18 protein-coding genes and 1 riboswitch are annotated in these 25,378 nt (G+C 41.2%); of the genes, 8 read left to right on the top strand and 10 right to left on the bottom strand.

From position 1 onward, the window contains the following. Positions 1 to 210: 210 nt before the first annotated feature. From JN11_RS00690 to JN11_RS00665, 6 genes are all read left to right on the top strand, one after another. Positions 211 to 1,824 (top strand): GH35 family beta-galactosidase, encoded by a 1,614-nt coding sequence (locus JN11_RS00690; protein ID WP_211360612.1) that lies wholly within the window; start codon positions 211 to 213, stop codon positions 1,822 to 1,824. Between the two features lie 55 nt (positions 1,825 to 1,879). After that, on the top strand, positions 1,880 to 4,021 hold the full coding sequence (locus tag JN11_RS00685) for a glycoside hydrolase family 3 C-terminal domain-containing protein (protein ID WP_144908645.1): 2,142 nt from the start codon (positions 1,880 to 1,882) through the stop codon (positions 4,019 to 4,021). A 31-nt stretch (positions 4,022 to 4,052) separates the two neighbouring features. Next, positions 4,053 to 4,664, top strand: coding sequence for a hypothetical protein (locus tag JN11_RS00680; protein WP_144908643.1), 612 nt, complete (start codon positions 4,053 to 4,055; stop codon positions 4,662 to 4,664). Between the two features lie 158 nt (positions 4,665 to 4,822). After that, a riboswitch (cobalamin riboswitch) is annotated at positions 4,823 to 5,022 on the top strand. A 163-nt stretch (positions 5,023 to 5,185) separates the two neighbouring features. Further along, positions 5,186 to 7,492, top strand: a complete 2,307-nt coding sequence (gene metE, locus JN11_RS00675) for a 5-methyltetrahydropteroyltriglutamate--homocysteine S-methyltransferase (RefSeq protein WP_144909628.1) — start codon at positions 5,186 to 5,188, stop codon at positions 7,490 to 7,492. A gap of 46 nt (positions 7,493 to 7,538) precedes the next feature. Continuing rightward, positions 7,539 to 7,781 (top strand): cysteine-rich CWC family protein, encoded by a 243-nt coding sequence (locus tag JN11_RS00670; protein WP_144908641.1) that lies wholly within the window; start codon positions 7,539 to 7,541, stop codon positions 7,779 to 7,781. Then, complete coding sequence (locus JN11_RS00665; RefSeq protein ID WP_144908639.1) at positions 7,778 to 8,167, top strand: acyl-CoA thioesterase; 390 nt, start codon at positions 7,778 to 7,780, stop codon at positions 8,165 to 8,167. The genes JN11_RS00670 and JN11_RS00665 overlap by 4 nt, the downstream gene beginning before the upstream one ends. 74 nt (positions 8,168 to 8,241) lie before the next feature. On the opposite strand, the gene JN11_RS00660 is transcribed toward JN11_RS00665, so the two are convergent. The 10 genes from JN11_RS00660 to JN11_RS00615 all read right to left on the bottom strand — a co-directional run bounded on the left by JN11_RS00660 (position 8,242) and on the right by JN11_RS00615 (position 18,059). After that, entirely contained in the window at positions 8,242 to 8,448 is a 207-nt protein-coding gene (locus JN11_RS00660; RefSeq protein ID WP_144908637.1) for a cysteine-rich CWC family protein, read from the bottom strand. A 139-nt stretch (positions 8,449 to 8,587) separates the two neighbouring features. Continuing rightward, positions 8,588 to 10,960, bottom strand: a complete 2,373-nt coding sequence (locus JN11_RS00655; RefSeq protein ID WP_144908635.1) for a ribonucleoside-diphosphate reductase subunit alpha — start codon at positions 10,958 to 10,960, stop codon at positions 8,588 to 8,590. Between the two features lie 108 nt (positions 10,961 to 11,068). Next, a complete protein-coding gene (locus JN11_RS00650) occupies positions 11,069 to 12,040 on the bottom strand; it encodes a ribonucleoside-diphosphate reductase small subunit (RefSeq protein WP_144908633.1) in 972 nt (323 codons plus the stop codon). A 450-nt stretch (positions 12,041 to 12,490) separates the two neighbouring features. Next, positions 12,491 to 12,856: a methionine-R-sulfoxide reductase gene (locus JN11_RS00645; RefSeq protein ID WP_144908631.1), complete on the bottom strand. Its 366-nt coding sequence runs from the start codon at positions 12,854 to 12,856 to the stop codon at positions 12,491 to 12,493. A 391-nt stretch (positions 12,857 to 13,247) separates the two neighbouring features. Next, entirely contained in the window at positions 13,248 to 14,129 is an 882-nt protein-coding gene (gene sucD, locus JN11_RS00640; protein WP_144908629.1) for a succinate--CoA ligase subunit alpha, read from the bottom strand. A 105-nt stretch (positions 14,130 to 14,234) separates the two neighbouring features. Next, entirely contained in the window at positions 14,235 to 14,804 is a 570-nt protein-coding gene (locus JN11_RS00635) for a PPC domain-containing DNA-binding protein (protein WP_144908627.1), read from the bottom strand. 208 nt (positions 14,805 to 15,012) lie between these two features. Then, positions 15,013 to 15,315 (bottom strand): hypothetical protein, encoded by a 303-nt coding sequence (locus JN11_RS00630; RefSeq protein WP_144908625.1) that lies wholly within the window; start codon positions 15,313 to 15,315, stop codon positions 15,013 to 15,015. Positions 15,316 to 15,387: 72 nt separating this feature from the next. Further along, positions 15,388 to 15,597: a hypothetical protein gene (locus tag JN11_RS00625; RefSeq protein ID WP_144908623.1), complete on the bottom strand. Its 210-nt coding sequence runs from the start codon at positions 15,595 to 15,597 to the stop codon at positions 15,388 to 15,390. Positions 15,598 to 15,771: 174 nt separating this feature from the next. Further along, complete coding sequence (gene dctA / locus JN11_RS00620; protein WP_144908622.1) at positions 15,772 to 17,022, bottom strand: C4-dicarboxylate transporter DctA; 1,251 nt, start codon at positions 17,020 to 17,022, stop codon at positions 15,772 to 15,774. Positions 17,023 to 17,285: 263 nt separating this feature from the next. Further along, on the bottom strand, positions 17,286 to 18,059 hold the full coding sequence (locus JN11_RS00615) for a hypothetical protein (RefSeq protein ID WP_144908620.1): 774 nt from the start codon (positions 18,057 to 18,059) through the stop codon (positions 17,286 to 17,288). A gap of 1,240 nt (positions 18,060 to 19,299) precedes the next feature. On the opposite strand from JN11_RS00615, the gene JN11_RS00610 reads away from it, so the two are divergent. Together JN11_RS00610 and JN11_RS00605 are read left to right on the top strand one after the other, a co-directional pair. After that, positions 19,300 to 22,602, top strand: a complete 3,303-nt coding sequence (locus JN11_RS00610) for a leucine--tRNA ligase (RefSeq protein ID WP_144908618.1) — start codon at positions 19,300 to 19,302, stop codon at positions 22,600 to 22,602. 160 nt (positions 22,603 to 22,762) lie between these two features. Beyond that, positions 22,763 to 25,279 (top strand): TonB-dependent receptor domain-containing protein, encoded by a 2,517-nt coding sequence (locus tag JN11_RS00605; protein WP_144908616.1) that lies wholly within the window; start codon positions 22,763 to 22,765, stop codon positions 25,277 to 25,279. Positions 25,280 to 25,378 lie beyond the last annotated feature (99 nt).

Genomic DNA, 25,378 nt, shown 5'->3' with positions numbered 1-25,378 from the left:
CCCCTATAAAGGAAAGAATTTAGATAGTATCAGCGCCCTAATTGTAACAATAACATCGTAATTATCTGTATTTACATTTGTGCCATATTTATTTACAAATGTGCCATAGGCCTAAATTATTTAGCCTCTATATTTGAAATCGCCATATGGCCCTTTAATTCCAATTATAACCATTAAAATAGCAGCTTTGCTTAATACACGCTACACCACATGAAGAAAATAATAACTCTGTTGCTTGCCCTGCTTTTAATTACCATCGCAAAAACGTTTAGCCAAACTCGAGTAAATACCATGCCGGTAATAATTGAAAAAAATGGTCGGCATGCCCTGCTGGTTGACGGAAAGCCATTTTTAATATTAGGGGGCCAGACTCATAATTCAAGTGCATGGCCGGCAATGTTGCCTCAGCTATGGCTGGCAGTTGAAAAATTGCACGCCAATACCCTCGAAGTACCCATTTATTGGGAACAGATTGAGGCTCAACAAGGCAAGTTTGATTTCTCTGTGGTTGATACATTGCTTACCCAGGCACGTCAGCATAAGGTACATTTGGTATTGCTGTGGTTTGCCACCTGGAAAAATGGCAGCAACCATTACATGCCCGAATGGATGAAACAAGATGCCGCCAAATATCCCAACGTAAGCGGTAAAAACGGTCAGCCCATTGATTCACCTTCCCCGCACTCCAAAGCCACTTTGGAGACTGATATCAATGCTTTTACATCTGTAATGAAGTATTTAAAACAAGCAGATGTTCAGCATACCGTGCTTATGATACAGGTAGAAAACGAATCAGGCACCTGGGGCAGTGTAAGGGATTACTCTCCAATTGCGCAAAAACTATTTGAAGGCCCGGTACCAGCAAAGTTATTGAAACCCGAGGTTCTTAAAGCGTTAAATCGCCCCGCAAATGCTGCGGGTTCATGGCAACAGGTATTTGGGGATGATGCTGATGAATATTTCCACGCTTGGTCTGTAGCCCATTTTATTGGACAAGTGGCAGCAGCTGGAAAAGCAGTATATCCTTTGCCTATGTATGTGAATGCTGCACTACGCGATCCGCTTACCAATCCAAAAGCCACTAATTATGAAAGCGGTGGCCCTACAGATAATGTGATTCCCATCTGGAAGGCGGCAGCTCCTGCAATCGATCTGTTAGCACCTGATATTTATCTTTCAGGCAGCGAAAGGGTTTTAAAGGTGATTGAACTTTATAATCGACCGGATAACACACTTTTTGTGCCCGAAGCAGGTCTAATTCCGGATAACGCGAAATATATGTATGATGTAATTGCCCATGGTGGAATCGGTTTTTCGCCTTTCGGGATAGATGATAACGGAGAAGGTAAAAAGCCCGCTGAAGTAGCTGAAAAGCTGGCCCCTTTTGCACTGGAATATGCCGCTGCTACTCCCATGATGCGCGAATTGGCCACATGGGCATTTGAAGGAAAGATAAAGGCAGTTGTTGAGCATGATGACCAGGCCAAACAAACCATCGACTTAGGTGCATGGCAGGCCGTAGTAACCTTTGGCACCAGAAACGGAGGCGAAACAAAGGCCAATGCCCAACCAAATGGTAAAATGATGATTGTACAATTGGCTGAAAATAAATTCATCCTGATGGGTACTCAGTGTCACGTTACTTTTAAGCCTACGGGCGCTAACTCAGGCAAAGCATGGCAATACCTTAAGGTAGAAGAGGGCTATTATAAAAACGGAGTATTTAAAGCATTGCGCATTCTTAATGGTGATGAAACCGACTGGGGAGGCCCTGCTTTTAGTGCAGAACCAACGGTTGTGCAAGCCACTCTTACTCTCAGGTAAATAACTGAATAAAAGCCTACCAACCCCAATGCAAAGAAATAAGCTTTTAAGCCGAATGAAGTACTTATTGAGCCTGTTTTTGATATTGATAGGGCATTTTTCATTTGCCCAATATAAATATCCGTTCCAAAACCCTGACTTGGCAGCGGAAGACAGGATTACCAATTTGCTTTCATTAATGACGCTTGATGAAAAGGTAAACTGCCTGGGCACTGTGCCGACTATTGCCCGCCTTGGGGTAAAGGGGGCAGGGCATGTAGAGGGTTTGCATGGATTAGCAATGGGCCTACCAGGCGATTGGGGACGCAAAACACCTGTACCTACTACTATATTTCCACAAGCTATTGGCATGGCCGAAACATGGGATCCTGAACTATTACAACAGGCTGCGGTAATTGAAGCTTACGAAACCCGATATATCTTTCAAAATGAAAAATATCACAAAGGCGGTCTTGTAGTACGTGCCCCAAATGCCGATATAGGACGCGATCCGCGATGGGGACGTACAGAAGAGTGTTATGGTGAAGATGCCTTTTTTAATGGCACTATGGCTGTAGCCTACATCAAAGGACTACAAGGTAACGACCCAAAGTATTGGATGACATCGGCACTGATGAAGCACTTTTTGGCCAACAGTAACGAAAACAGTCGCGACAGCAGCTCTTCTGATTTTGATGAGCGGCTTTTGAGGGAATACTATTCAGTTCCATTCCGTATGGGTGTTGAACAAGGTGGCTCAAGGGCTTATATGGCATCCTACAACAAAGTAAATGGTATACCACAGGCTGTTAGTCCTATGTTAAAAAACATTACAGTTGCCGAATGGAGCGAAAACGGTATCATCTGTACCGATGGCGGTGCTTACCGAATGCTGGTAAACGCGCACCACTATTACCCTACCCTTGCTGAGGCTGCCGCCGGATGTATAAAAGCAGGCATCAACCAGTTTTTGGATACCTATAAGCCCGGTACTCTGGAGGCATTACAAAAAAAGCTAATAACCGAGGCTGATATCGATGCCAACCTTCGAGGAGTTTTTAGGGTAATGATTAAACTGGGGCAACTTGATCTGCCGCAAATGGTACCTTACAGCAATATAGGATCGGGGCCGGAGCCATGGCTATCACAAAAGAACCGTGATTTTGTAAGGCTGATTACTCAAAAGTCTGTCGTACTGCTAAAGAACAACAATAACCTGTTACCGCTTGATAAAACTAAACTAAAATCAATTGCCATAGTTGGCCCGCGGAGTGCTGAGGTTTTGCAGGACTGGTACAGCGGCAGCCCGGCTTATAGCGTGAGTATTGCAGACGGCATAAAAAATAAGCTTGGCCCTAATGCAACAGTAAGTTATACCACGAATGATAATTTGGCAATCAGCATGGCAAAAAGTGCCGAAGCTGTTGTAGTTTGTCTTGGCAATAACCCCAGCGGCAATTTAGGCTGGAAAAAAGTTGATGGCCCGAGCGAAGGCCGCGAGGCAGTCGATCGCAAAAGCATTTCATTAGACAGCGCACAGGAAGCATTAATTAAAAACCTGTACAAAGTAAACCCTAATATTATTTTGGTGATGGTGAGTAATTTTCCGTACGCCATTAACTGGGAGCAACAAAATATCCCCGCCATTATTCACATAACCCATTGCAGTCAGGAACAGGGCAATGCATTAGCAGATGCTTTATTTGGCGATATAAACCCCGGCGGCAAATTAGTACAAACCTGGCCAGATTCGCTTACACAATTGCCATCAATGATGGATTATAATATAAGGCATGGCCGCACTTACATGTACTTTAAAGGTAAACCACTTTACCCTTTTGGTTTTGGCTTAAGCTATACTAATTTTCAATACAGCAATCTAAAAACCAGCACTGATAAGGTAAACAAAAATGGCGAAATAACCATCAGCATCGACGTAAAAAACACAGGTAACCGTGCAGGCGATGAAGTAGTGCAACTCTATGTAAAACACCTTAAATCAAAGGTAGAGAGACCGCAGGAAGAATTGAAAGGCTTTAAACGCGTCACCCTTAGCCCCGGCGAATCGCAAACGGTAAATATCCAATTACAGGCATCGTCCCTTGCCTATTGGAGTACAAGTAAAAAGAGTTTTATGATTGAAAAAGAGCCTGTGCTGTTAATGATAGGCAGTTCATCCGCAGATATTAGGGAGCAGAAAGATATAGCAATCAAGTAATCAGATCAAAGTATTATACTATTTTAGTTTGATGAACCTTACAAAGAAATCTTATTTGCAAATCGCTTTTATAATATTTATAATCAGCACAATAACTGCTTGCAAGTCCCAAAACAGCCAACAATCCAAATCAATTCTTAAGGAGGAAATAAAAGCAAAAAAGGGTATTGACAAGCTTGCGAATGATTCAAACGCGGTTATTGTCCTCATAAAAAAACCAGGCAGTGATAGCTTGCAATTAATTAAAGACGGTAAATTCCCTGATGATGTAGAAGTTACCTATAACTTAGTAAAAGACAAAAATGGTAATATCGTTTTAATATCGGAATCACCTACCAGCGAGAGCGGAGATTGGGACATTCAATATCTCAATTACTTCAATAAATCAGGCAAACTGTTTGCTTTTGAAAGGATGGCAGGCTTTTTTAATAGTGAGTGTACCATTGACGCGGATGACGCTGCACATGAAGATCTGGTTAAATACTATGATACAGATTTTAATGTAATCAGTTCCAAATATACCCTTACAGATAGTAAACATAGAAAGCTAAAAAAATCCAAATGTCAGTTTAATTACGATTACCCTTATATTATTGCAAAAGACCTGAAAACATATTTAAAAACCAATCATATAAATATTTAACCTCAAGTACATGGAAACTCTTAATTCCCCCCTGTCTGTCCGTCCGGTTTTAAGTATCTGGGGGTATAAACAAAAGCGGACAATTAAATCTGCCCTATTGATAATTTACCCACTTGCGGACTTCCGTCTTATCACCTATCTTTACAGCAAGTTCTTTACTTTAATTTTCAACAGTGAGGTTTCCGGGTGTATATCCGGAATGAAAAAGGAACCGTGTGTAAATCACGGGCTGTCGCGCAACTGTAAGTAACACAAAAAGGTTGTTGCCTTTAACAATGTCCATTACCCAATTCACCGGGTTGAGAAGGACGGCAACAATGTTACGAGCCAGGATACTTGCCCTCTGTTTAAGACAATGCTTTCGCGTTTTGAAGCAGTAGTCAGAGCATATTGGATATGCAGGGTATTTCCACGCCTAAATTATCCCTTGTGTCTTTTATTACCATTTCCTCCGAAAGCATACCGAAAACCGTAAGGAGCATTAATTCAATTTAATGTTTAACCAAAAAAGTTTTATGCGTATGCTCAAAAACAACCTCGGCTACCCACGTGTGGGCGCCAATCGTGAACTCAAAAAGGCCAGTGAACAGTACTGGTCGGGCAAAATCGGCACTAAAGAATTATTTGCCGTTGCCCGTTCTCTCCGCGAAAAAAACTGGAAATTACAACAGGATGCAGGCATCGACCTTATCCCCTGTAATGATTTCAGTTTTTATGATCAGGTGCTAGATACCTCGTTAATGCTGGGCGTTATCCCGGCAAGGTATAACGACATCCTGATTAAGAATGAAAACAATAAAGAGATTGATCTTTATTTTGCTATGGCCAGAGGTTATCAGAAAGATGGTCTTGACATTACCGCCATGGAGATGACCAAATGGTTTGATACCAATTACCATTACATTGTGCCTGAATTTACCCAAAATCAGGAGTTCCGTGTATTTTCTGAAAAGGTTTTTGAAGAGTTTAACCTGGCTAAACACGTTACCGGTACCATTCCTAAACCAGTATTGATTGGCCCGGTATCATACCTTTTGCTGGGCAAAGAAAAAGAAGAAGGCTTTGAAAAGATCGACCTGATTAAAAAAATCGTGCCGGTTTACATCGACATTTTAAAACGATTAAAAAAGGAAGGTGCCGTTTGGGTGCAACTGGATGAACCATTCCTGGCGATGGATCTCACCCAAAAAGAAAAAGAAGCATTTGTTTATGCTTATAAAGAAATTAAAAAGGAGTGCCCTGAAATAAAGACCCTACTTACTACCTATTTTGAAGGCTTACATCAAAACACTTCTTTTGCCGTTAGTTTACCGGTTTGTGCACTGCATATTGACCTGGTGCGGGCTCCCAAACAGTTGGACAACGTATTAACCCTTATACCCGATACTTTAAGCTTATCATTAGGTGTGGTTGATGGCCGTAACATCTGGAAAAATGATTATATCCGCTCACTGGCACATATCAAAAAGGCAATGGCGGTTATTGGTAAAGATAGGTTAATGATAGCCCCGAGCTGCTCATTATTGCATACTCCCTTTGATCTGGACCTGGAAACCGATATCCACTCTGAAATAAAAAACTGGATGGCCTTTGCCAAGCAGAAGCTTAACGAGGTGAAAGAGTTGAATGAAATTATTGAAGGTAATAATGACTTATTGTTAGAGAACCTGAAAGACATTTCAAGCCGGAGCCTGTCAAAGCTGATTCATAAACAGGAGATCAAGAGAAGAGCAATGGCTATCACCGATCAGGATGCACAGCGCCATAGTGTATTTGCTGAAAGGCAAAAAATACAACAGCAAAACTTCGGGCTGCCTTTATTTCCTACCACTACCATTGGATCGTTCCCGCAAACGGATGATATCCGCCAGTTAAGGGCCAGGTTAAAGAAAAAGGAAATTACCCTGGAGCAATATGATCTCGAAATTGAACAGGCTACTATTTCGGCTATTCGCTGGCAGGAAGAAATAGGCATTGATGTTTTGGTACATGGTGAGTTTGAGCGTAACGACATGGTGGAGTATTTTGGCGAGCAACTGAATGGCTTTTTGTTCACCAAAAACGGATGGGTACAAAGCTATGGCAGCCGTTGTGTTAAACCACCGGTTATTTATGGTGATGTTAGCCGCCCTAAAGATATGACGGTACGCTGGAGCAGCTTTGCACAGGCCAATACCAAAAAATTGATGAAAGGCATGCTTACCGGCCCGGTAACTATCTTGCAATGGTCGTTTGTGAGGGATGATCAGCCAAGGTCTGAAACTACTTACCAAATTGCTTTAGCTATTCGCGATGAGGTAGTTGCTTTAGAAAAAGCGGGCATCAAAGTGATACAGATTGATGAACCGGCTATCCGCGAAGGGTTACCCCTGCTTAAAGAAGACAGGGCCGAATACCTGGATTGGGCAGTAAGGGCATTCCGGATCTCGGCGAGCGGCGTAAAGGATGAAACGCAAATACATACCCATATGTGCTACAGTGAGTTTAATGATATCATTCAGCACATTGCCCAAATGGATGCGGATGTGATTACCATTGAAACATCGCGCTCACAAATGGAGCTGCTGGAAGCTTTTGCTGATTTTAAATACCCTGCCGAAATTGGCCCTGGCGTTTATGATATCCACTCGCCGCGCATACCTACGGTTGATGAAATGGTGAGCCTGCTTGAAAAGGCTGCTGTTTTATTACCGGCCGAAAATATTTGGGTTAACCCCGATTGTGGTTTAAAAACGCGCAAGTGGCCCGAAACACAGGCAGCATTGCAAAACATGGTTACGGCGGCCCAAGTGGCCCGTGAAAAAATAACATTTGATATTAATGCTTAAAAAAACGGCTGTGTATCTGTAACAGGATGCACAGCTATTTATCATTATGGCAAATCACGAAAACAAATATTGCCCCAGGTGCCAGCAGCCTTTTGAATGTAAGGTGGGTAACATATTGCAGTGTCAATGTCATGGGCTAACCTTTTCTGAACTGGAGGAGATGTATATCCGTACAACGTACCACGATTGTTTATGCCGCGATTGCCTGCAATCTATAAAGCGCGAAATAGTTTATAATGATATTAAGAAGAAAATGGAAGCTATATTCGCCCCAACAAAAAAAGAATGACCACAGAAGAAAGAATAACCAAAGCAGAAACACGCATTTTTAAAACCGTATTCCCCAATACTACTAACCATTACGACACCCTGTTTGGTGGTACCGCTATGCACCTGATGGATGAGGTTGCCTTTATTACCGCTACCCGTTTTACACGCAAAACCATGGTAACCGTATCGTCAGACAGAATTGATTTTAAAAAACCCATCCCCGCAGGAACTATTATTGAACTGGTTGGCAAAGTGCAGCATATTGGCAACACCAGCCTCAAAGTTTTAGTAGAGATTTATGTAGAAGAGATGTATTCTTTTGAACGTGAAAAGGCTATTACGGGAACCTTCACTTTTGTAGCCATTGATAAAAACAAAAATCCGATAAAAGTAATGGAGGATTAATAGTCCTGTACCGTCCGTCCGGTTTTGAGTCCAGACTTTGAAAACGTTAGGCGGACAGAATGGATATTTAATGCTTATACATTTACAATCATCGCCCTGTATTCATCCTGCAAAGCCAGTAAACAAGCAGCACACATACAGCCTTCGTAGTTCTCGCTGATGTATTGAACCTCATTTAAATTCAACTGCACCACACTGCACTGGCATTTGGTATAAGAGTTTGCCTTACATTCAATGCTGGTACCACATCGCTCACAACGGATAATTTCGTGTTTGATCATTTTTGTTTAGTCCATGGTCAATGGACGATAGACCATGGCATTTAATACAAAAGTAAAACAAAAAGACCATAGTCAATTCAAAAGATCTTGATCTGATGATTAACTATGGTCTATGGACCATCGACTATGGACTAATTAATTATGATGAGCAGGTTACGCAACCTTCTTCCATTGAGCAGCTTGGGCCTTCCGGTATTTCATCAGCAACCTGATCAACTACTTCCGGAATTACAGGATCCATGTTTTTACCGCCCTGGTTCTCTACTGTAAATTTAACTGCCTGTGAAGCTGCCTGTGTACGCAGGTAGTACATACCTGTTTTAAGGCCTTTCTTCCATGCATAGAAGTGCATTGAAGTAAGCTTGGAAGCATTGGGCTGATTAATAAACAGATTAAGCGATTGCGACTGGCAAATGTATGCTCCTCTGTCTGCAGCCATATCAATAATGGTACGCATCTTTATTTCCCAAACTGTTTTGTACAGTTCTTTAATATCTGCAGGAATCTCAGCAATATCCTGTACAGATCCATTTGCAGTGATGATCTTATCTTTCATTGCAGGTGTCCATAAACCAAGGTTTACCAGATCGCGCAGCAGGTGCTTGTTTACTATTACAAACTCACCGCTTAATACACGGCGGGTGTAAATGTTTGAAGTGTATGGTTCAAAACACTCATTGTTACCAAGAATTTGTGAGGTAGATGCTGTAGGCATTGGCGCAACCAATAAGGAGTTACGTACACCATGATTCATTACATCTAAACGCAGGTTTTCCCAATCCCAACGACCGCTTTCTGGTGTTACATTCCACAAATCAAACTGGAATTTTCCTTTTGACAGTGGTGAACCTTTAAACGTTTCATAAGGGCCATCTTTAATAGCCAAATCTTTTGAAGCTGTCATAGCAGCAAAGTAGATGGTTTCAAAGATCTCTTTATTTAATTTCTTAGCTTCTTCGCTTTCAAATGGTAAACGCAGCAGGATAAATGCATCAGCTAAACCCTGTACACCTAAACCAACCGGACGGTGACGCAGGTTTGAGTATTCTGCTTCTTTAACCGGATAGTAGTTACCATCAATTACTTTGTTAAGGTTTAAGGTAGCCTGGTAGGTTACTTCGTATAACTTAACGTGATCAAACACACCTTCTCTAACAAAACGTGGCAGTGCTATTGATGCAAGGTTACATACAGCTATCTCATCAGGAGATGTATATTCAATAATTTCGGTACAAAGGTTTGAACTTTTTATGGTACCTAAGTTTTGCTGGTTTGATTTACCGTTAGCAGCATCTTTGTATAACAGGTATGGTGTACCGGTTTCTACCTGGGCATCCAATACTGCAAACCAAAGTTCCTGTGCTTTAATTACTTTACGGGCACGGCCTTCTCTTTCGTATTTGGTATAAAGGTCTTCAAACTCTTTACCCCAGCAATCTGCCAATCCGGGTGCTTCATGAGGGCAGAATAAGCTCCAATCCTCATTGGCTTCCACACGTTGCATAAACAAGTCAGATACCCAAAGAGCATAGAACAAGTCACGCGCACGCATTTCTTCTTTACCATGATTTTTACGCAGATCTAAAAATTCAAATATATCTGCATGCCATGGCTCCAGGTAGATAGCAAAAGCACCTTTACGCTTGCCACCACCCTGGTCAACATAACGGGCAGTATCATTAAATACACGCAGCATTGGGATAATACCATTACTGGTTCCGTTAGTACCGCTGATGTATGAGCCGGTAGCCCTTACATTGTGGATGCTAAGGCCTATACCGCCTGCGCTTTGTGATATTTTAGCAGTTTGTTTCAGCGTATCATAAATACCGTCAATGCTGTCATCCTTCATCGAAATTAAAAAGCATGATGACATCTGAGGTTTTGGCGTACCGGCGTTAAACAAGGTAGGGGTACCATGTGTAAACCAGCGCTCGCTCATTAAGTTATACGTTTTGATAGCGCTTTCAATATCTTCCTTATGGATACCAACGGCTACACGCATAAACAGGTGCTGCGGGCGTTCAGCTATCTTTCCGTTAACCTTTAGCAGGTATGATTTTTCGAGGGTTTTAAAGCCGAAATAATCAAAACCAAAGTCACGGTCGTAAATAATCGAACTGTCAAGCTCTTCTGCATTCTTTTCAATTATTTCCCAAACATCATCAGCGATCATTGACGCATCTTTGCCTGTTTTAGGGTCAACATAACCATGCAGAATACGCATAGTTTCTGAAAATGATTTGATAGTATTTTTATGCAGATTTGATACAGCAATGCGTGAGGCAAGCAAAGCGTAATCGGGGTGTTTGGTAGTTAGGGATGCAGCCGTTTCAGCAGCCAGGTTGTCGAGCTCTGAGGTGGTTACCCCATCAAACAGGCCTTCAATAACCTTTTTAGCTACATCAATCGGATCGACCAATTGAAAACCATAGCATAGTTTTTCAATGCGCGCGGTAATTTTGTCGAACTTTACCGTTTCTTTTTTTCCGTCTCTTTTAATTACAAACATCTGGACCCCCTTTAATCTCTTCGCCAACACGGCGAGAGCATTTTTAATGATTAATTATTTATTGAACTCTCTGCTTCGCTGAAGTACCCTAATCTTCAAACCGGCTATTTAAAAGTCCTCATCTAATGAGAACGACTTGCTTTCCTGTGAGTTTAAAACTCCGCTTTTTTGGTAGTCACCTACTCTCTTCTCGAAGAAGTTGGTTTTACCCTGTAATGATATCATCTCCATAAAATCAAATGGATTTGATGCTCCGTATACTTTATCATAACCCAGCTCACCTAACCATCTGTCGGCAACAAATTCAATATACTGGCTCATCAGTTTGGCATTCATGCCTATCAGGCTTACCGGTAGAGCTTCAGAAATAAATTCTTTCTCTATTTCAACAGCATCTGTAATAATAGCTGTTGCTGCTTCTTTGCTTAGCTTGTTTTCAAGCATTTTGTATAGTAAGCAGGCAAATTCGCAGTGCATACCTTCATCGCGTGATATTAACTCATTGCTGAAAGTTAAACCCGGCATCAGGCCACGTTTTTTAAGCCAGAATATAGAGCAGAAACTGCCTGAGAAAAAGATCCCTTCAACCGCTGCAAAGGCTATTAAACGCTCGGCAAACGATCCGTTGTTGATCCAGCGCAATGCCCATTCTGCTTTTTTACCTACGCAGGGTACGGTATCAATAGCATGGAACAAACGATCTTTTTCGGCCGGATCTTTAATATAAGTATCAATCAGTAAAGCATAGGTTTCTGAGTGGATATTCTCCATCATGATCTGGAAACCGTAGAAACAACGTGCTTCGGGTAGTTGCACTTCGCTCATAAAGTTTACCGCCAGGTTCTCGTTCACTATACCATCGCTCGCTGCAAAGAAAGCCAACACATGCGATACAAAATGACGCTCACCATCGTTCATAGCATCCCAATGCTTTTGATCGTCAGAAAGATCAATCTCCTCGGCGGTCCAGAAACTGGCTTCGCATTTTTTATACATTTCCCAAATGGCAGGGTACTTTATAGGTAGTATTACAAAGCGGTCTTTGTTCTCTCTTAGTAATAATTCTGTTTCCTGTTCCATGTAATACTTCTAATACTTTATTTAACCTTACTCTTAATTAAACCCCGTTTTCGTCTTTTTACCCACCTTGAGGTAAGCCGATAGCTATACCGTAGCGTTAGTTTTTTAACCGCTGATAAATTGAATTTATCACGCCAACTGCTTACTTACTCCCCCTCACTTACCTCCGCCAAACTACTTTATATTTTATTCGTTACCCATGTATTACCATGGTTTTCACTTCACTTTACCGGTAGGGTTCCGGTAATTATCAATAGCCTTGAAAGAACTTATATCCAAAGATAGGGTAAGCATCCTGACTATGATAGTTTAAGTTTTTAACATCACCTATAAGTTATAAACAAAAGATAATTAATCGTTAGCAATGAATGATTTACGCTGCATGAAGTACATGTAATCTGAGTGTTAAGAAAAACTTACAGAACGATGATTTTCATTAAAAAAAAGATGTTAAGAGCCCAGGGGAATAAACTTCATGGAAACAGAATTTACGCAGTGACGAACATTTTTTGGAGTAAGATATTCGCCCTCGAAAACGTGACCCAAATGAGCCCCGCAATTGGCGCAAACAATTTCAACACGACGGCCATCGGCATCAGGCACGCGCTTTACGGCTCCCGGAATTTCATCGTCAAAACTTGGCCAGCCGCAGTGAGATTCGAACTTTGATTCGGAAGTATACAGCGGTGTGTCGCACCTTTTGCATACGTATACGCCCTGCGCTTTATTATCTAACAGTGCGCCTGTAAATGGCCTTTCGGTGCCTTTGTGTAGTATTACCCATTCTTCATCGGGTGTTAATTGATTGTAGTTCATATTGTTTAATTTGTGATGATTAATTTATGTTGATGAAAAGGTTTTTTAGATTTTTTATCCTTTCTCAACTACATAAATATACGACAAAAACGGGGCTTATTTTGTTTGATGGGATGATGTTTACACGGAGTTGACGATAGGCCCCACCTAAATCCTCCCCAGTAGGGAGGACTTAAAAAGTCAACGCGAGCGCAGTTGAAGTCTCCCCAACCGGGGGAGATTTAGAGGGGGCTTCCTTAACAACATCTATCAAAATAAAAAAATCCCAGCCATTTACGACCAGGATTTCCTTTTTATTTAATGATGGAATATCAATTAGAAACGCTTCCTGTCCGTCCGGTTTTAAGTACCAGGGGGTATGGACAAAAGCGGACGATAATCCGATCTGTAATTAAGCTTTTATTTTTGCCAGCTCTTCTGCCATAGCAGCACCAATTTCGGCTGGTGATTCTACTACGCGGATACCGCACTCACGCATAATTTTCATTTTTGCAGCAGCAGTATCATCGGCTCCGCCAACAATAGCACCTGCGTGGCCCATACGGCGTCCCGGAGGAGCTGTTTGCCCTGCGATGAAGCCTACAACCGGCTTAGTACCGTTTTCTTTGATCCAGCGGGCTGCTTCTGCTTCCATACCACCACCAATTTCACCAATCATGATGATACCGTGCGTGTCAGGATCGTTCATTAACAGTTCTACCGCTTCTTTGGTTGGAGTACCTATAATTGGGTCACCGCCAATACCAATGGCAGTAGTGATACCTAAACCGGCTTTAACCACTTGGTCAACTGCTTCGTAAGTTAAAGTACCTGATTTTGAAACTACACCAACATGACCCTTTTTGAAGATAAAGCCTGGCATAATACCAATTTTACTTTCATCAGCAGTGATAACACCCGGGCAGTTTGGCCCGATAAGACGCGAATCCTTATCAGTTAAATATTCTTTCACCAAAATCATATCCTTTGTAGGGATACCTTCGGTGATACATACAATTACTTTTATACCAGCTTCAGCAGCTTCCATAATGGCATCAGCTGCAAAAGCAGGAGGTACAAATATGATGGATACATCGGCACCGGTTTGTTTAACCGCATCGTCAACAGTATTAAATACTGGTCTTTCAAGGTGTTGCTGCCCTCCTTTACCCGGAGTAACGCCGCCAACAACCTGGGTACCATACGCAATCATTTGTGTTGCATGGTAAGTACCTTCGTTACCAGTAAAACCCTGAACTATAACCTTGGAATCTTTATTTACGAGTACACTCATTGGATTTTTTAATTTGTAGCGCAAAGCTAAAGTTTTTGATCGAATGTCAAATTAAATTTAGCTTTCAATGCGGCAGTTAATGGTAAATTAATCGTCACAATTTTATTATTGTGCCGGATCAATAACAGATATGCCGAATTCGGTGTCGGGTTTTTTATAAAGCGGTACCGGCTCAACGGTTATCATCACTTCCAGCGTAGGCGCTACAAAAGCCTCCAGCAGATGACCACCGCGTACACTACCATCGGCAGCAGCCAAATTGATATGGGCATGCACCACCGGCTTGCCATTGCTGAGTGCAACATCGCCTATTAATGAGGTAATTTCTGATTGTTCGTTAATATTGTTAACCTTAAACATTTTGTTGGTTTTATCGTACCAGCCTATTTTAGCACTGGTAGCATCACCTATGGCGGTAAAATGAGCACTTTGCACCTTATATTTCTGAGCAAACTCATTTAAGCCCGACATAATTTCATCGCCCTTAGCAAATACCAATACATAGGTTCTGGTGGATCCATTCTCACTGATGAGCTTAACCTTTACGCCTGGCGAACGACCAATTTGTGCAGGTTTGGTTGGCGATACATACTCCTGGGCATTGGCTTTTATACCTGATAATATAATACCCGATAAGGCTATAAAGAATAGCAGACCCCTTGATTTTATTTTCATGACAGATAGATTTGAAGATGTAACTAATAATAATAAATAATTTACACACTACAAATTTAAAGCACGTATTAAAAAAGTATTGGCTATTTCTTTAGTTAGTTTGATAGGAGGGTATCCGGAGGATAATATCGCCCGCAGAGTTTACTCACGAACGTAGCTACGCTCGTTCTCCCTCTCTTCCGCAAGCGGCAAAGAGGGTTAGGAAAATTCAGTATTTTCTATCAGCAGGAATTTTTATATCCGTCAGTTTCAACAGGTAGTCACAGCATTGATAATAATCACTTAAAGACTTAGGCGTCCATCTATCAACTACATGATATTTATCATTTACGACCCCCTCTAAGATCCATTCAGATCCATCATTACCCATACTTTTTTCTTTCGTAGCCATTCCCCAAAAACCTATTTCATCCAGTTTTTCTTTGAATTGATGCCACGTTAATTTACTGATTGACTTTTGTTTTTCCAGAATTAATTTACCAGGCTCATATCCTCCTGATCCACTACACATCTTCCAAAAAAGAATATAATTGTCACCTTGTTTTTCAACCCTGATAGCGATGGGATGATCAAATGTTCTGAGTCAGGTAAACCGGTATGTCTCATTGTCTGCCTTTCTATTATAGAGTACGGGTTCTTTCATTGCAGCAAGTTGACCTGAATACCATTTGATAGTAAACGAATCCAAGGCATCGTTATCGTTCGCTTTATTTGGAAAATAGCTTAGGGTTTGTGCCTTTACTACATTCAACAGTACAAATAAGATAAAAAGAAAGAACTTTAACTTTTTCATTGAAATTGATTTATAAATCTTCACTGTCTTTTCCCTCTTTACGACTTGTCGTAGAGAGGGATGCCGCGCGCAGCAATGGCAGGGTGAGTCCACTCTTCGAGCGAAGAGAAAGTATTTCACTTTTACAACATGTTATAGGGGCCGACGAAAGAAAAAACTGCAAACTCCCTTCCATCAAGCTGCTTCCCCATCACCTAAAACAGCTACCGGATGAAACTCGCCTTCGCTTTTCGCTATCACTATGGTAGCTATCCCGTTGCCTATCATATTGGTAATGGCACGGGCTTCTGACATAAACCGGTCTACTCCCAACAATATGGCCACGCCTTCGGCTGGGATAATCTTTATGGCGGCCAGCGTTGAGGTAAGGATAATAAAACCACTGCCTGTTACTCCTGCTGCTCCTTTGGAGGTGATCATCAGGATACCTATAATGGTGATCTGCTGCATCAGCGTAAGCGGGATATGAAATACCTGCGCCAGGAAAATAACCGACATGGACAGGTAAATGGTCGTACCATCTAAATTAAAAGAATAACCTGCCGGGATAACCAGGCCGACTACTGATTTGGAACAACCAAACTTTTCCATCTTCTCCATCATCAGCGGTAAAACAGATTCGGATGATGAGGTGCCGAATACAATCAGGATCTCATTCCTGATGTATTTGAGGTATTGCCACAGGCTGAATTTGTACAGTCTGCAAATAATATTGAGCACTATAAAAATAAAGCAGATAGAAGTAAGGTATACCGAAACCATCAGCATAGCCAGAGGTTGCAGCGTTTTGATGCCATAGGTGCTAATGGTATAAGCCATCCCCCCAAATGCGCCTATTGGAGCCACCCGCATCACTATGCGCATAATATTGAAGAATACTTTTGAAAGCTTATCAAACAGGCTGATTACGCTTTGCCCGGCTTCGCCCATGCGGCTCAAACCAAAGCCAAAAAGTATGGCAAAAAACAGGATCTGTAAAATATCATTCTTTACAAAAGCCTCTAAGACGTTGTTGGGCACAATGTGCACTATAAAATCAATCCAGTGCATATCGGCGGCAGCTTTCTGGTAAACGGCAAGCTTGCTATGGTCAGCAGCTATATCACTCGGAAAATTGTCGCCGGGCCTTAATATATTGGCCACTATTACACCTATTATTAAGGCACAGGTAGATACGATCTCAAAATATAACAATGCTTTGCCACCTACCCTGCCTACCTTTTTCATATCGCTCATGCCGGCAATGCCCAGCACTATGGTTAAAAATATAATAAAGGGTATCAGCATGGTTATTAAGCTGATAAAGGTTTGACTGATGAGCTTTGCCGTTGGCCCGAACGACTTAAAGAAGAAGCCAACCACCACACCCAATAAAATACCAATAATTACCTGAAAGTTGAGGTTAAAGAGTAAGCGTTTAAACATAAACAATTATACAAATTATTTTTTTTAAGGTGAGATAACCCAATCTGTTATGTACTGTCCGTCCGAAACGGAGTATAGGGTACCTGTTGACAAAGCGGACAGTGGTTGATGGTTGAGCCCCTCCCCGGTAGGGAGGGGCTCAAAAATTAAACGCGGGCGAAGCTAAAATCTCCCCTACCGGGGGAGAATTAGAGGGGGCTTAAAACAAAAAAGCCCTCCCCGTATTATCGGAAAAGGCCCTTACTGTTTATTTTAAATATCGCTTAGCTAACTATGCCGGTAAGCAGGTTAACATTATAAGTTTTTCCATTAATTACTATAGTAGCCAGGTTGTTAGGCAAAAAGGTAATGGTACCCTGGTAGTTCCATACACCACGAGGACCGCTGCCTGATGTACTGAACTTTGCCGAACCACTTACTATAGAGCTTGAATTTGGATCAATCAATAAATTGGTTAAAGTATAGCTGAAAGCTTCTGTACCGGTTCTTTTAGTGCCGGTTTTATACTGATAGCTACCAGATGTTGATGACGAACCACTTAATGCTACATCTGCAGTAGAATCAGCTACGTTTGTTACTGTTAAAGTTAAACTTGAGATTGATTTTTCTGCAATTGCAAGTTGAGGACTTGAATATGCTAAATTAAAATTATCATTTGTTGTGAAACCGCTTAACGCACCTCCAGAGCAATTAAAGGAGAAGTTAATGGTACCTGCTACTGTTATGGTAGAATCGCCAAATGCAACGGTCGAATTAAATGTAGTATCAACAGTTAAACCGCAAAGATTCCCGTCAGACAAATCATTTAACCGTTTGCTTTTGGTATGTACCGCAAGTGATTGTGGTGCGTTTAAACCTTTGCCTATATTAAGTCCACCTGAGCCTCCTAATAATGTTGAGCTAAAGTTTAACGCTACCTGGCTTGCAACCTGTTGCGGTGTAAGCTGAGGATCAGTAGTAGCTGTTGATGACTTTTTGCACGATGTAAAGGCTAAACTTATAGCCAGCACTAAAAGGACACTGAATTTAATTTTCATGATGAGGTTTTTGTTGTGTTTATGAAACAAAGATATTTATTAATACAACTAAAGTGAATACTATTTAAACCAGGGGGGCGTTTATTTAGGTTTGCTAGGCCATTTGTACGAAAGATTGTAACATTTGGTTTATTATTTTACCACCGCGATGAAATAATTTGTATAAGCAACTGTCCGCTTTGTCCATCACTACCCTATACTTATTTTCGGACGGACGATACAGGGAAAAGTCCATGGTCGATAGTCCATAGATAGCAATTAATTAGTCAATAAACTATCAGCCTATTAATTATAAAATCAGATTAATCCGCAACTAAATAATTTGATATTAATATCAACCTGAATTGATTTATTTATCATTAACCTGATTAAGGCTAACCTGCCATAAAAGTTATCTACCTGAATAATAAAAATAGTATATCAATTATTAATACTGATATAAATTTTAAACCTTGAAAATTAAAAATACCCTTACCTATACTTACCTATTAAAAAATAGATAATTCAGGATGGCTGCGATACTAAATCAGGAAATTGTGGTGGATTGATTTACCCTGTCGGTATACATACAAATATACCAAATTGCAGCTAAATTCTCAAATAAAATATCATCTTTTTTATCAGTTGAGATAGCTGAATTAGCGCTGTACTGTTCGTCCGAAACGGAGTATAGGGTAGTAGTTGACAAAGCGGACGGGGAGTCGATAGTCCATGGTCGATAGTCGATAGATTTGAAAGGTAGATAACCAAAGGGTGTCACCCTGATGTTGTACTGTCCGTCCGAAATTAGGTATAGGGTACCTATTAACAAACCGGACGGAAGGAGTCCATTGTGATGATATGCAAAGCAATTTACCAGGAACCCGCCACCATACTACCAATGAACCAACGAACTAATGAACACAGACCTGTCCGCAATTATTCCGCATACCCTATACTCAAAACCGGACGGACAGTACAGGGGAAGTCCATAGTCGATAGTCCATAGACCATAGAGTCGATGGATATGTAAAGCAGAAGTCATAGTGCATCCACTATCGTCTGTGAACTGTAAACTAAGCTCTCTTCTGTCCGCAATTATTCCACATACCCTATACTCCGTTTCGGACGGACAGTACAGGGGAAGTCGATGGTCTATGGACCATCGACTATGGACTACTCCCACAATCAACAAACAAAAAGCTACCAAACTAATAGGGATTTTATTAATTTCGCGGGCTATTACGCGTTAAATTAACCAATGGACTATCAATTTAAAGATATAGAAAAAAAGTGGCAGCAGTTTTGGGCTGATCATCAGACATTTAAAGCCGAAGATAAAACTACCAAACCCAAGTATTATGTGCTTGATATGTTCCCCTACCCTTCTGGTGCGGGCTTGCATGTGGGCCATCCGCTGGGCTATATCGCCTCTGATATTTTTGCGCGTTACAAGCGTTTAAAGGGCTTCAACGTGCTGCACCCTATGGGATATGACAGCTTTGGCTTACCTGCCGAGCAATATGCCATACAAACCGGGCAGCACCCTGCTATAACTACCGAGGCCAATATTGCCACCTATCGCCGTCAGCTGGATCAGATTGGTTTCTCTTTTGATTGGAGTCGTGAGGTGCGTACCAGCTCGCCTGGCTATTATAAATGGACACAGTGGATATTTATGCAGTTGTTTAACAGCTGGTATAATAAAGATGCTGATAAAGCCGAAAGCATTGCCAAACTGGTAAGCCATTTTGAGCAAAACGGATCGGCAGGCATCAATGCCGTATGCGATGAAGAAATATTAAGCTTTACCGCTGCGCAATGGAAAGCCATGAGCAACCAGGAGCAGCAGGCCGAGCTATTAAAATACCGCCTTACCTACCTACGCGAAAGCACCGTAAACTGGTGCCCTGCATTGGGTACCGTATTGGCTAATGATGAAGTGAAAGACGGCTTTAGCGAGCGCGGAGGCTACCCTGTTGAGCAAAAGAAAATGATGCAGTGGAGCATGCGTATTACCGCCTATGCCGACAGGTTATTGCAGGGCTTAGATACCATTGACTGGCCCGAGCCTTTAAAAGAAATGCAACGCAACTGGATAGGCAAAAGCGTGGGTGCAAGTGTTAAATTTCCTATTGACAATGCAGCTAATATCAAATCACTAACCACTAATCACTACATCGAAGTTTTTACTACCAGGGTAGATACCATTTTCGGGGTTACCTTTTTGGTGATAGCTCCAGAGCATGAGTTGGTTGATGTATTAACTACACCGGCACAAAAGGCTGATATTGAGGCGTATATCACCAAAACAAAAAAGAAATCGGAGTTGGAGCGTATGGCCGATGCTAAAACGGTATCGGGTGCCTTTACAGGTAGTTATGTGCTTAATCCGCTTAATGGCGAAAAGGTACAGATCTGGATTGCCGATTACGTTTTGGCCGGATATGGAACCGGTGCCGTAATGGCCGTACCATCAGGCGATCAGCGCGATTACCTGTTTGCCAAGTATTTTAATTTGCCGATAGTACCGATCATCGACCTACAAAAAATTGATATCGAGGCCGACCCAACCAAGGAAGGTAAATACATTAATTCTGATTTTATTAACGGTTTGACCTATAAGGAAGCAACCGCAGCGGTAGTAGCCAAATTAGAGGCCATTGGAGCAGGCAAGGCAAAGGTAAACTTCAGGATGAGGGATGCCATATTTGGCCGTCAGCGTTACTGGGGCGAGCCTGTTCCTGTTTATTTTAAGGATGAGCTGCCTTATTTAATTGAAGAAAGCCATTTACCACTGGTACTGCCAGAGGTTGATAAATATTTACCTACCGAAAGCGGCGAACCACCATTGGCAAGGGCTACCGGATGGAATTACAAGCCCCACCCAAACCCTACCCGGAAGGGAGGGCTTTCTGAGCAGGCTGCCAATTATCGGGAAACGGCTGACCCTGTGTATTATGAACAATTGAAGGAATTTAGTCAGGCTCACCGAAATCAGCCTACTGAAGCCGAAAATATTCTTTGGCAACTGTTAAGAAACAACCAATCTGGTCATAAAATCAGAAGACAACATTCAATAGGTCAATTTATAGCCGATTTTGTTTCGCTGCAAAAAGGATTAGTTATAGAACTTGATGGACATCATCATAAATTAAATAAAGAAGCTGATGATGCCAGAACTGAAGTTTTAAACCACTTCGGATTTACAGTAATCAAATTTACAAATGATGAAGTTTTAGAAAATCCTACTGGTATTGTTGAAAAAATAAAGCTGAAGTTAGATAGCTTACCAGATAGAGATAAAACCTTGTTATCAGGCGATGCCGATAGCGAAGTTAAAGTCTCCCCTACCGGGGGAGATTTAGAGGGGGCCGATGCTTTTGAATACGAACTCAGCACCATGCCGGGTTGGGCAGGCAGCAGTTGGTACTGGTACCGCTACATGGATGCTAATAACGATCATGAATTTGCATCAAAAGAAGCTATAGCCTACTGGAAAGATGTTGACCTGTATATTGGCGGCAGCGAGCATGCTACCGGGCACCTGCTGTACAGTCGTTTCTGGAACAAGTTTTTGAAAGACATGAACCTGGTGGTTGAAGAAGAGCCTTTTAAAAAGCTTATTAATCAGGGCATGATTCAGGGTCGTAGTAACTTTGTTTACAGGCTGATTGATGAGCTGGGCCGTGGCACCAACACCTTTGTATCATACGGATTAAGCAAGCAATACCAAACATCGCCTTTGCATGTTGATGTAAATATTGTGGAGAATGATGTGCTGAACATTGATAAATTCAAAAAATGGCGCGAGGAATATGCCAACGCCGAGTTTATTTTAGAAGGCGGCAAATACATCTGTGGTGTGGAAGTTGAAAAGATGTCGAAATCTAAATTCAACGTGGTTAACCCTGATGATTTGATTGAGCGTTACGGTGCCGATACTTTGCGTATGTACGAGATGTTTTTAGGTCCGCTGGAGCAAAGCAAACCGTGGAACACTAATGGTATTGAGGGCGTGTTTAAGTTTTTACGCAAGTTCTGGCGGTTATTCCATAACGATGCCTGGGAGTTTACCGTACTTAACGAAGAGCCTACCAAAGCAGAGCTAAAATCATTACATAAAATTATCCGCAAGGTTGAGGAAGATATTGATCGTTTCTCGTTCAATACTTCGGTATCCAGCTTTATGATAGCCGTAAACGAGCTAACCGATTTGAAGTGCAACAAGCGCAGTATTTTGCAGGATATGGTAACCATCCTGTCGCCTTATGCACCACACATTTGTGAGGAGCTTTGGGTATTGTTGGGCAATGAAGCCGGTACGTTATCGTATGCGCCTTATCCTAAGTTCAACGCCGCGTATTTAATTGAGGATGAGTTTGCTTATCCTATCTCTATCAATGGTAAAACAAAAATGAATTTGAGCATATCGCTGAGCCTTGAGCCAAAAGATATTGAAGCCAGCGTTTTAGCCAATGCCGATGTACAAAAATACCTGGATGGCAAAGCACCTAAAAAGGTAATAGTGGTAAAAGGCAGGATAGTAAATATTGTATTATAAACTGTATCAGGCTGATTTGTCACCAGAGTGTCTTAAAGACACAATAAATAACAATATTGCATCGTAACTAATTTGTTACATCTGGGTGATGGCAAAAATAAAGCGGTAAAGCGTGTAACATTTCAAGTATTTTCGCCTCCAATTAGAAAAAATACCAGAAATGAAGCGTTTTTACATAATTATAGCAATATTTTGTTGTTTTGCAACGGCAGCCAATGCCCAGTTTGGCGCAGGCGGAGGATCAAGCATAGTAGGGAAAATATCAGGTACACTGATTGACTCGGTTACCAAAAAACCTATGGATTATGCCTCTGTGGGCTTATATCGCAGTGGTGGTAAAGCACCTATTACCGGTGTTGTTACCGACGAAAAAGGAAACTTTAAGCTTGATGGTGTAAAACCCGGCAGCTATAAACTAGCTATTACCTTTATTGGGTATCCAACCAAAATAATTGACCCTGTAGTTACTACCGATTCAAAGCCAGATAAAAATTTAGGGCAGGTTTTGGTTTCACCAGGCCAAAAGGTATTGAAAGAAGTAACTGTTACCGGCCAAAAAGCGCTGATTGAAAACCACATTGATAAATTGGTTTACAATGTAGAGAAGGACCTTACTGCTGCCGGTGGCAATGCATCAGATGTATTGCAGAAAGTACCGTTGGTTGCTGTTGACATTAACGGTAACGTATCTGTTCGTGGTGATGGTAACGTGCGTGTATTAATTAACGGCAAGCCATCGGGCGCTACTGCAGCCAGCTTATCAGATTTATTGAAAGCTATTCCGGCAGATCAGATTAAATCAATAGAAGTAATTACCAACCCATCTGCAAAATATGATGCAGAAGGTACTGCGGGTATCATTAACATTGTAACCAAGCAAACCAATATGTCGGGTTTAAGTGGTTCGGTAAGTGGTGGTTTTGGTACACGTCAAAATAATGGCAATGCTAACATCAACTACACCAAAAACCGTTTAACCCTTTCGGCTAATATAGGTGGTAACTTTACATGGCCGCAAACATCTATTACACAATCGTTCCAGGATTTTCATCCCGATGATGCTACACATACATCACAAACAAGCAACGGAACCAGTCGTGTAAAGCGATACAGCGTTTTAGGATCATTTACCGCAGGATATGATTTTAATAAGTATAACAATATAACATCAACCTTTAGGGTTACTGATGGTACGTTTAATACTAATGCACAGTCATTTAATTCTAAAACAGATTTTATAGACGCTACAAATAATTATACCGATACTTCAAGAACCCTTGGCCACAACTCTTTTGGCGGCTTTGACTGGAACATCGATTTTACCCACAAATTCCATAAAGAAGGCGAAGAAATCAGTTTATCAACCCAATGGAGCCATAGTTCAATAGTAACCAACTATACGAACATGTTTTCTTCAACCTTCGCAAACCAGGGTGATAATATTGATGGTATTAATAATGAATATACAGTACAATTAGATTATACTTTACCAATCAACAAGGTATTAAAGTTGGAAGCAGGTGGTAAAGAGATTATCAGGAGAATAAGCAGTACTTCGAATGTATTTTCTCCCGATAGTGCTGCAGGCGGTGCTTTAGTATTTGACCCTATTAATTCAAATTTATATAATTATAATCAGAATGTTAGTGCAGGTTACGCCGTGTTAACCGTTACTTTGCCAAAGAGCTATACCATTTTAGCGGGTGCAAGGCTCGAAAACACAGACATTCATGGCGATCCTATAAATCAATCACAAGCACTATCGCCGTTTAGTCAAAACTATAATACGTTTATACCGAGTTTAACTATACAAAAAGCACTTTCTTCAACCCAAACCTTGAAGTTAAGCTACAGTAAGCGTATAACCAGGCCAAGCTTGCAATACTTAAATCCATTTCTTAACCAGAGCAATATTTTAGTGCAAAGCGTGGGTAATCCAAATCTTGATCCTGAAACATCACAAACTGTAGAATTAAACTATAATACGTTTATTAAATCGTCTGTAATCAATTTCTCAGTTTACTATAAACGTAATGATGGATTAATCCAGAATGTAGCAAAAGTTATTACTGTTCGCGATGGCGCTGTAGGAGATTCTACAAGCGGCACACTTACCAAATACTATAATATTGGTACAAACAACTCATTTGGTGCAAGCTTTTTTGGATCGATAAACCCTATCAAGATTTTAACTATAAGAGGAAGTGTAAACGCATTTACGTTTGATCCAACGGTTTATCCGCTGTATAGCTTTTATCAAACTCAAAACAGTGTCAGAATATCATACAACGCTTTCTTAAGCGGATCGGTAACACTGAATAATGGTTTCATTGCAGAAGTATTTGCGGTTGAAAACTCTCCAAGATATACTATACAAGGAAGTAATCCTGCGTTTAGTATATTAGGTGCAGGTGTCAGGAAACAAATATTTAACAAAAAGGCTTCTATTGGTATCAATACTATCGAGCCTTTCAGCAAATACAAAGACTTTAACTCAAGCACTGTGAGTCCTACTTTTACACAGACCAGCAAGTTTGAGTTTCCATTCCGTTCTGTGGGCTTAACGTTTAGCTATACTTTTGGTAAAGTAAGCTTCAGCAATCCACAACAGCAAAAGAAAGGCCTGAATGATGATCAGAAACAAGGTGATCAGGGCGGTATAGGTGCAGGTAATTAATTAGCTGTAGTATAGTAAATAATAAAAATTCACAAAGCAGGAATCAGCAGGGTAAAACCTCCGGTTCCTGCTTTTTTGTTTAAGGGATATGTCCACAGG

It is taken from the genome of Mucilaginibacter frigoritolerans, assembly GCF_007830615.1.
Taxonomy (GTDB): Bacteria; Bacteroidota; Bacteroidia; order Sphingobacteriales; family Sphingobacteriaceae; genus Mucilaginibacter; species Mucilaginibacter frigoritolerans.
The sequence above is the reverse complement of the archived record's forward strand: the minus strand, read 5'-3'. Positions and strand labels throughout refer to the sequence as shown.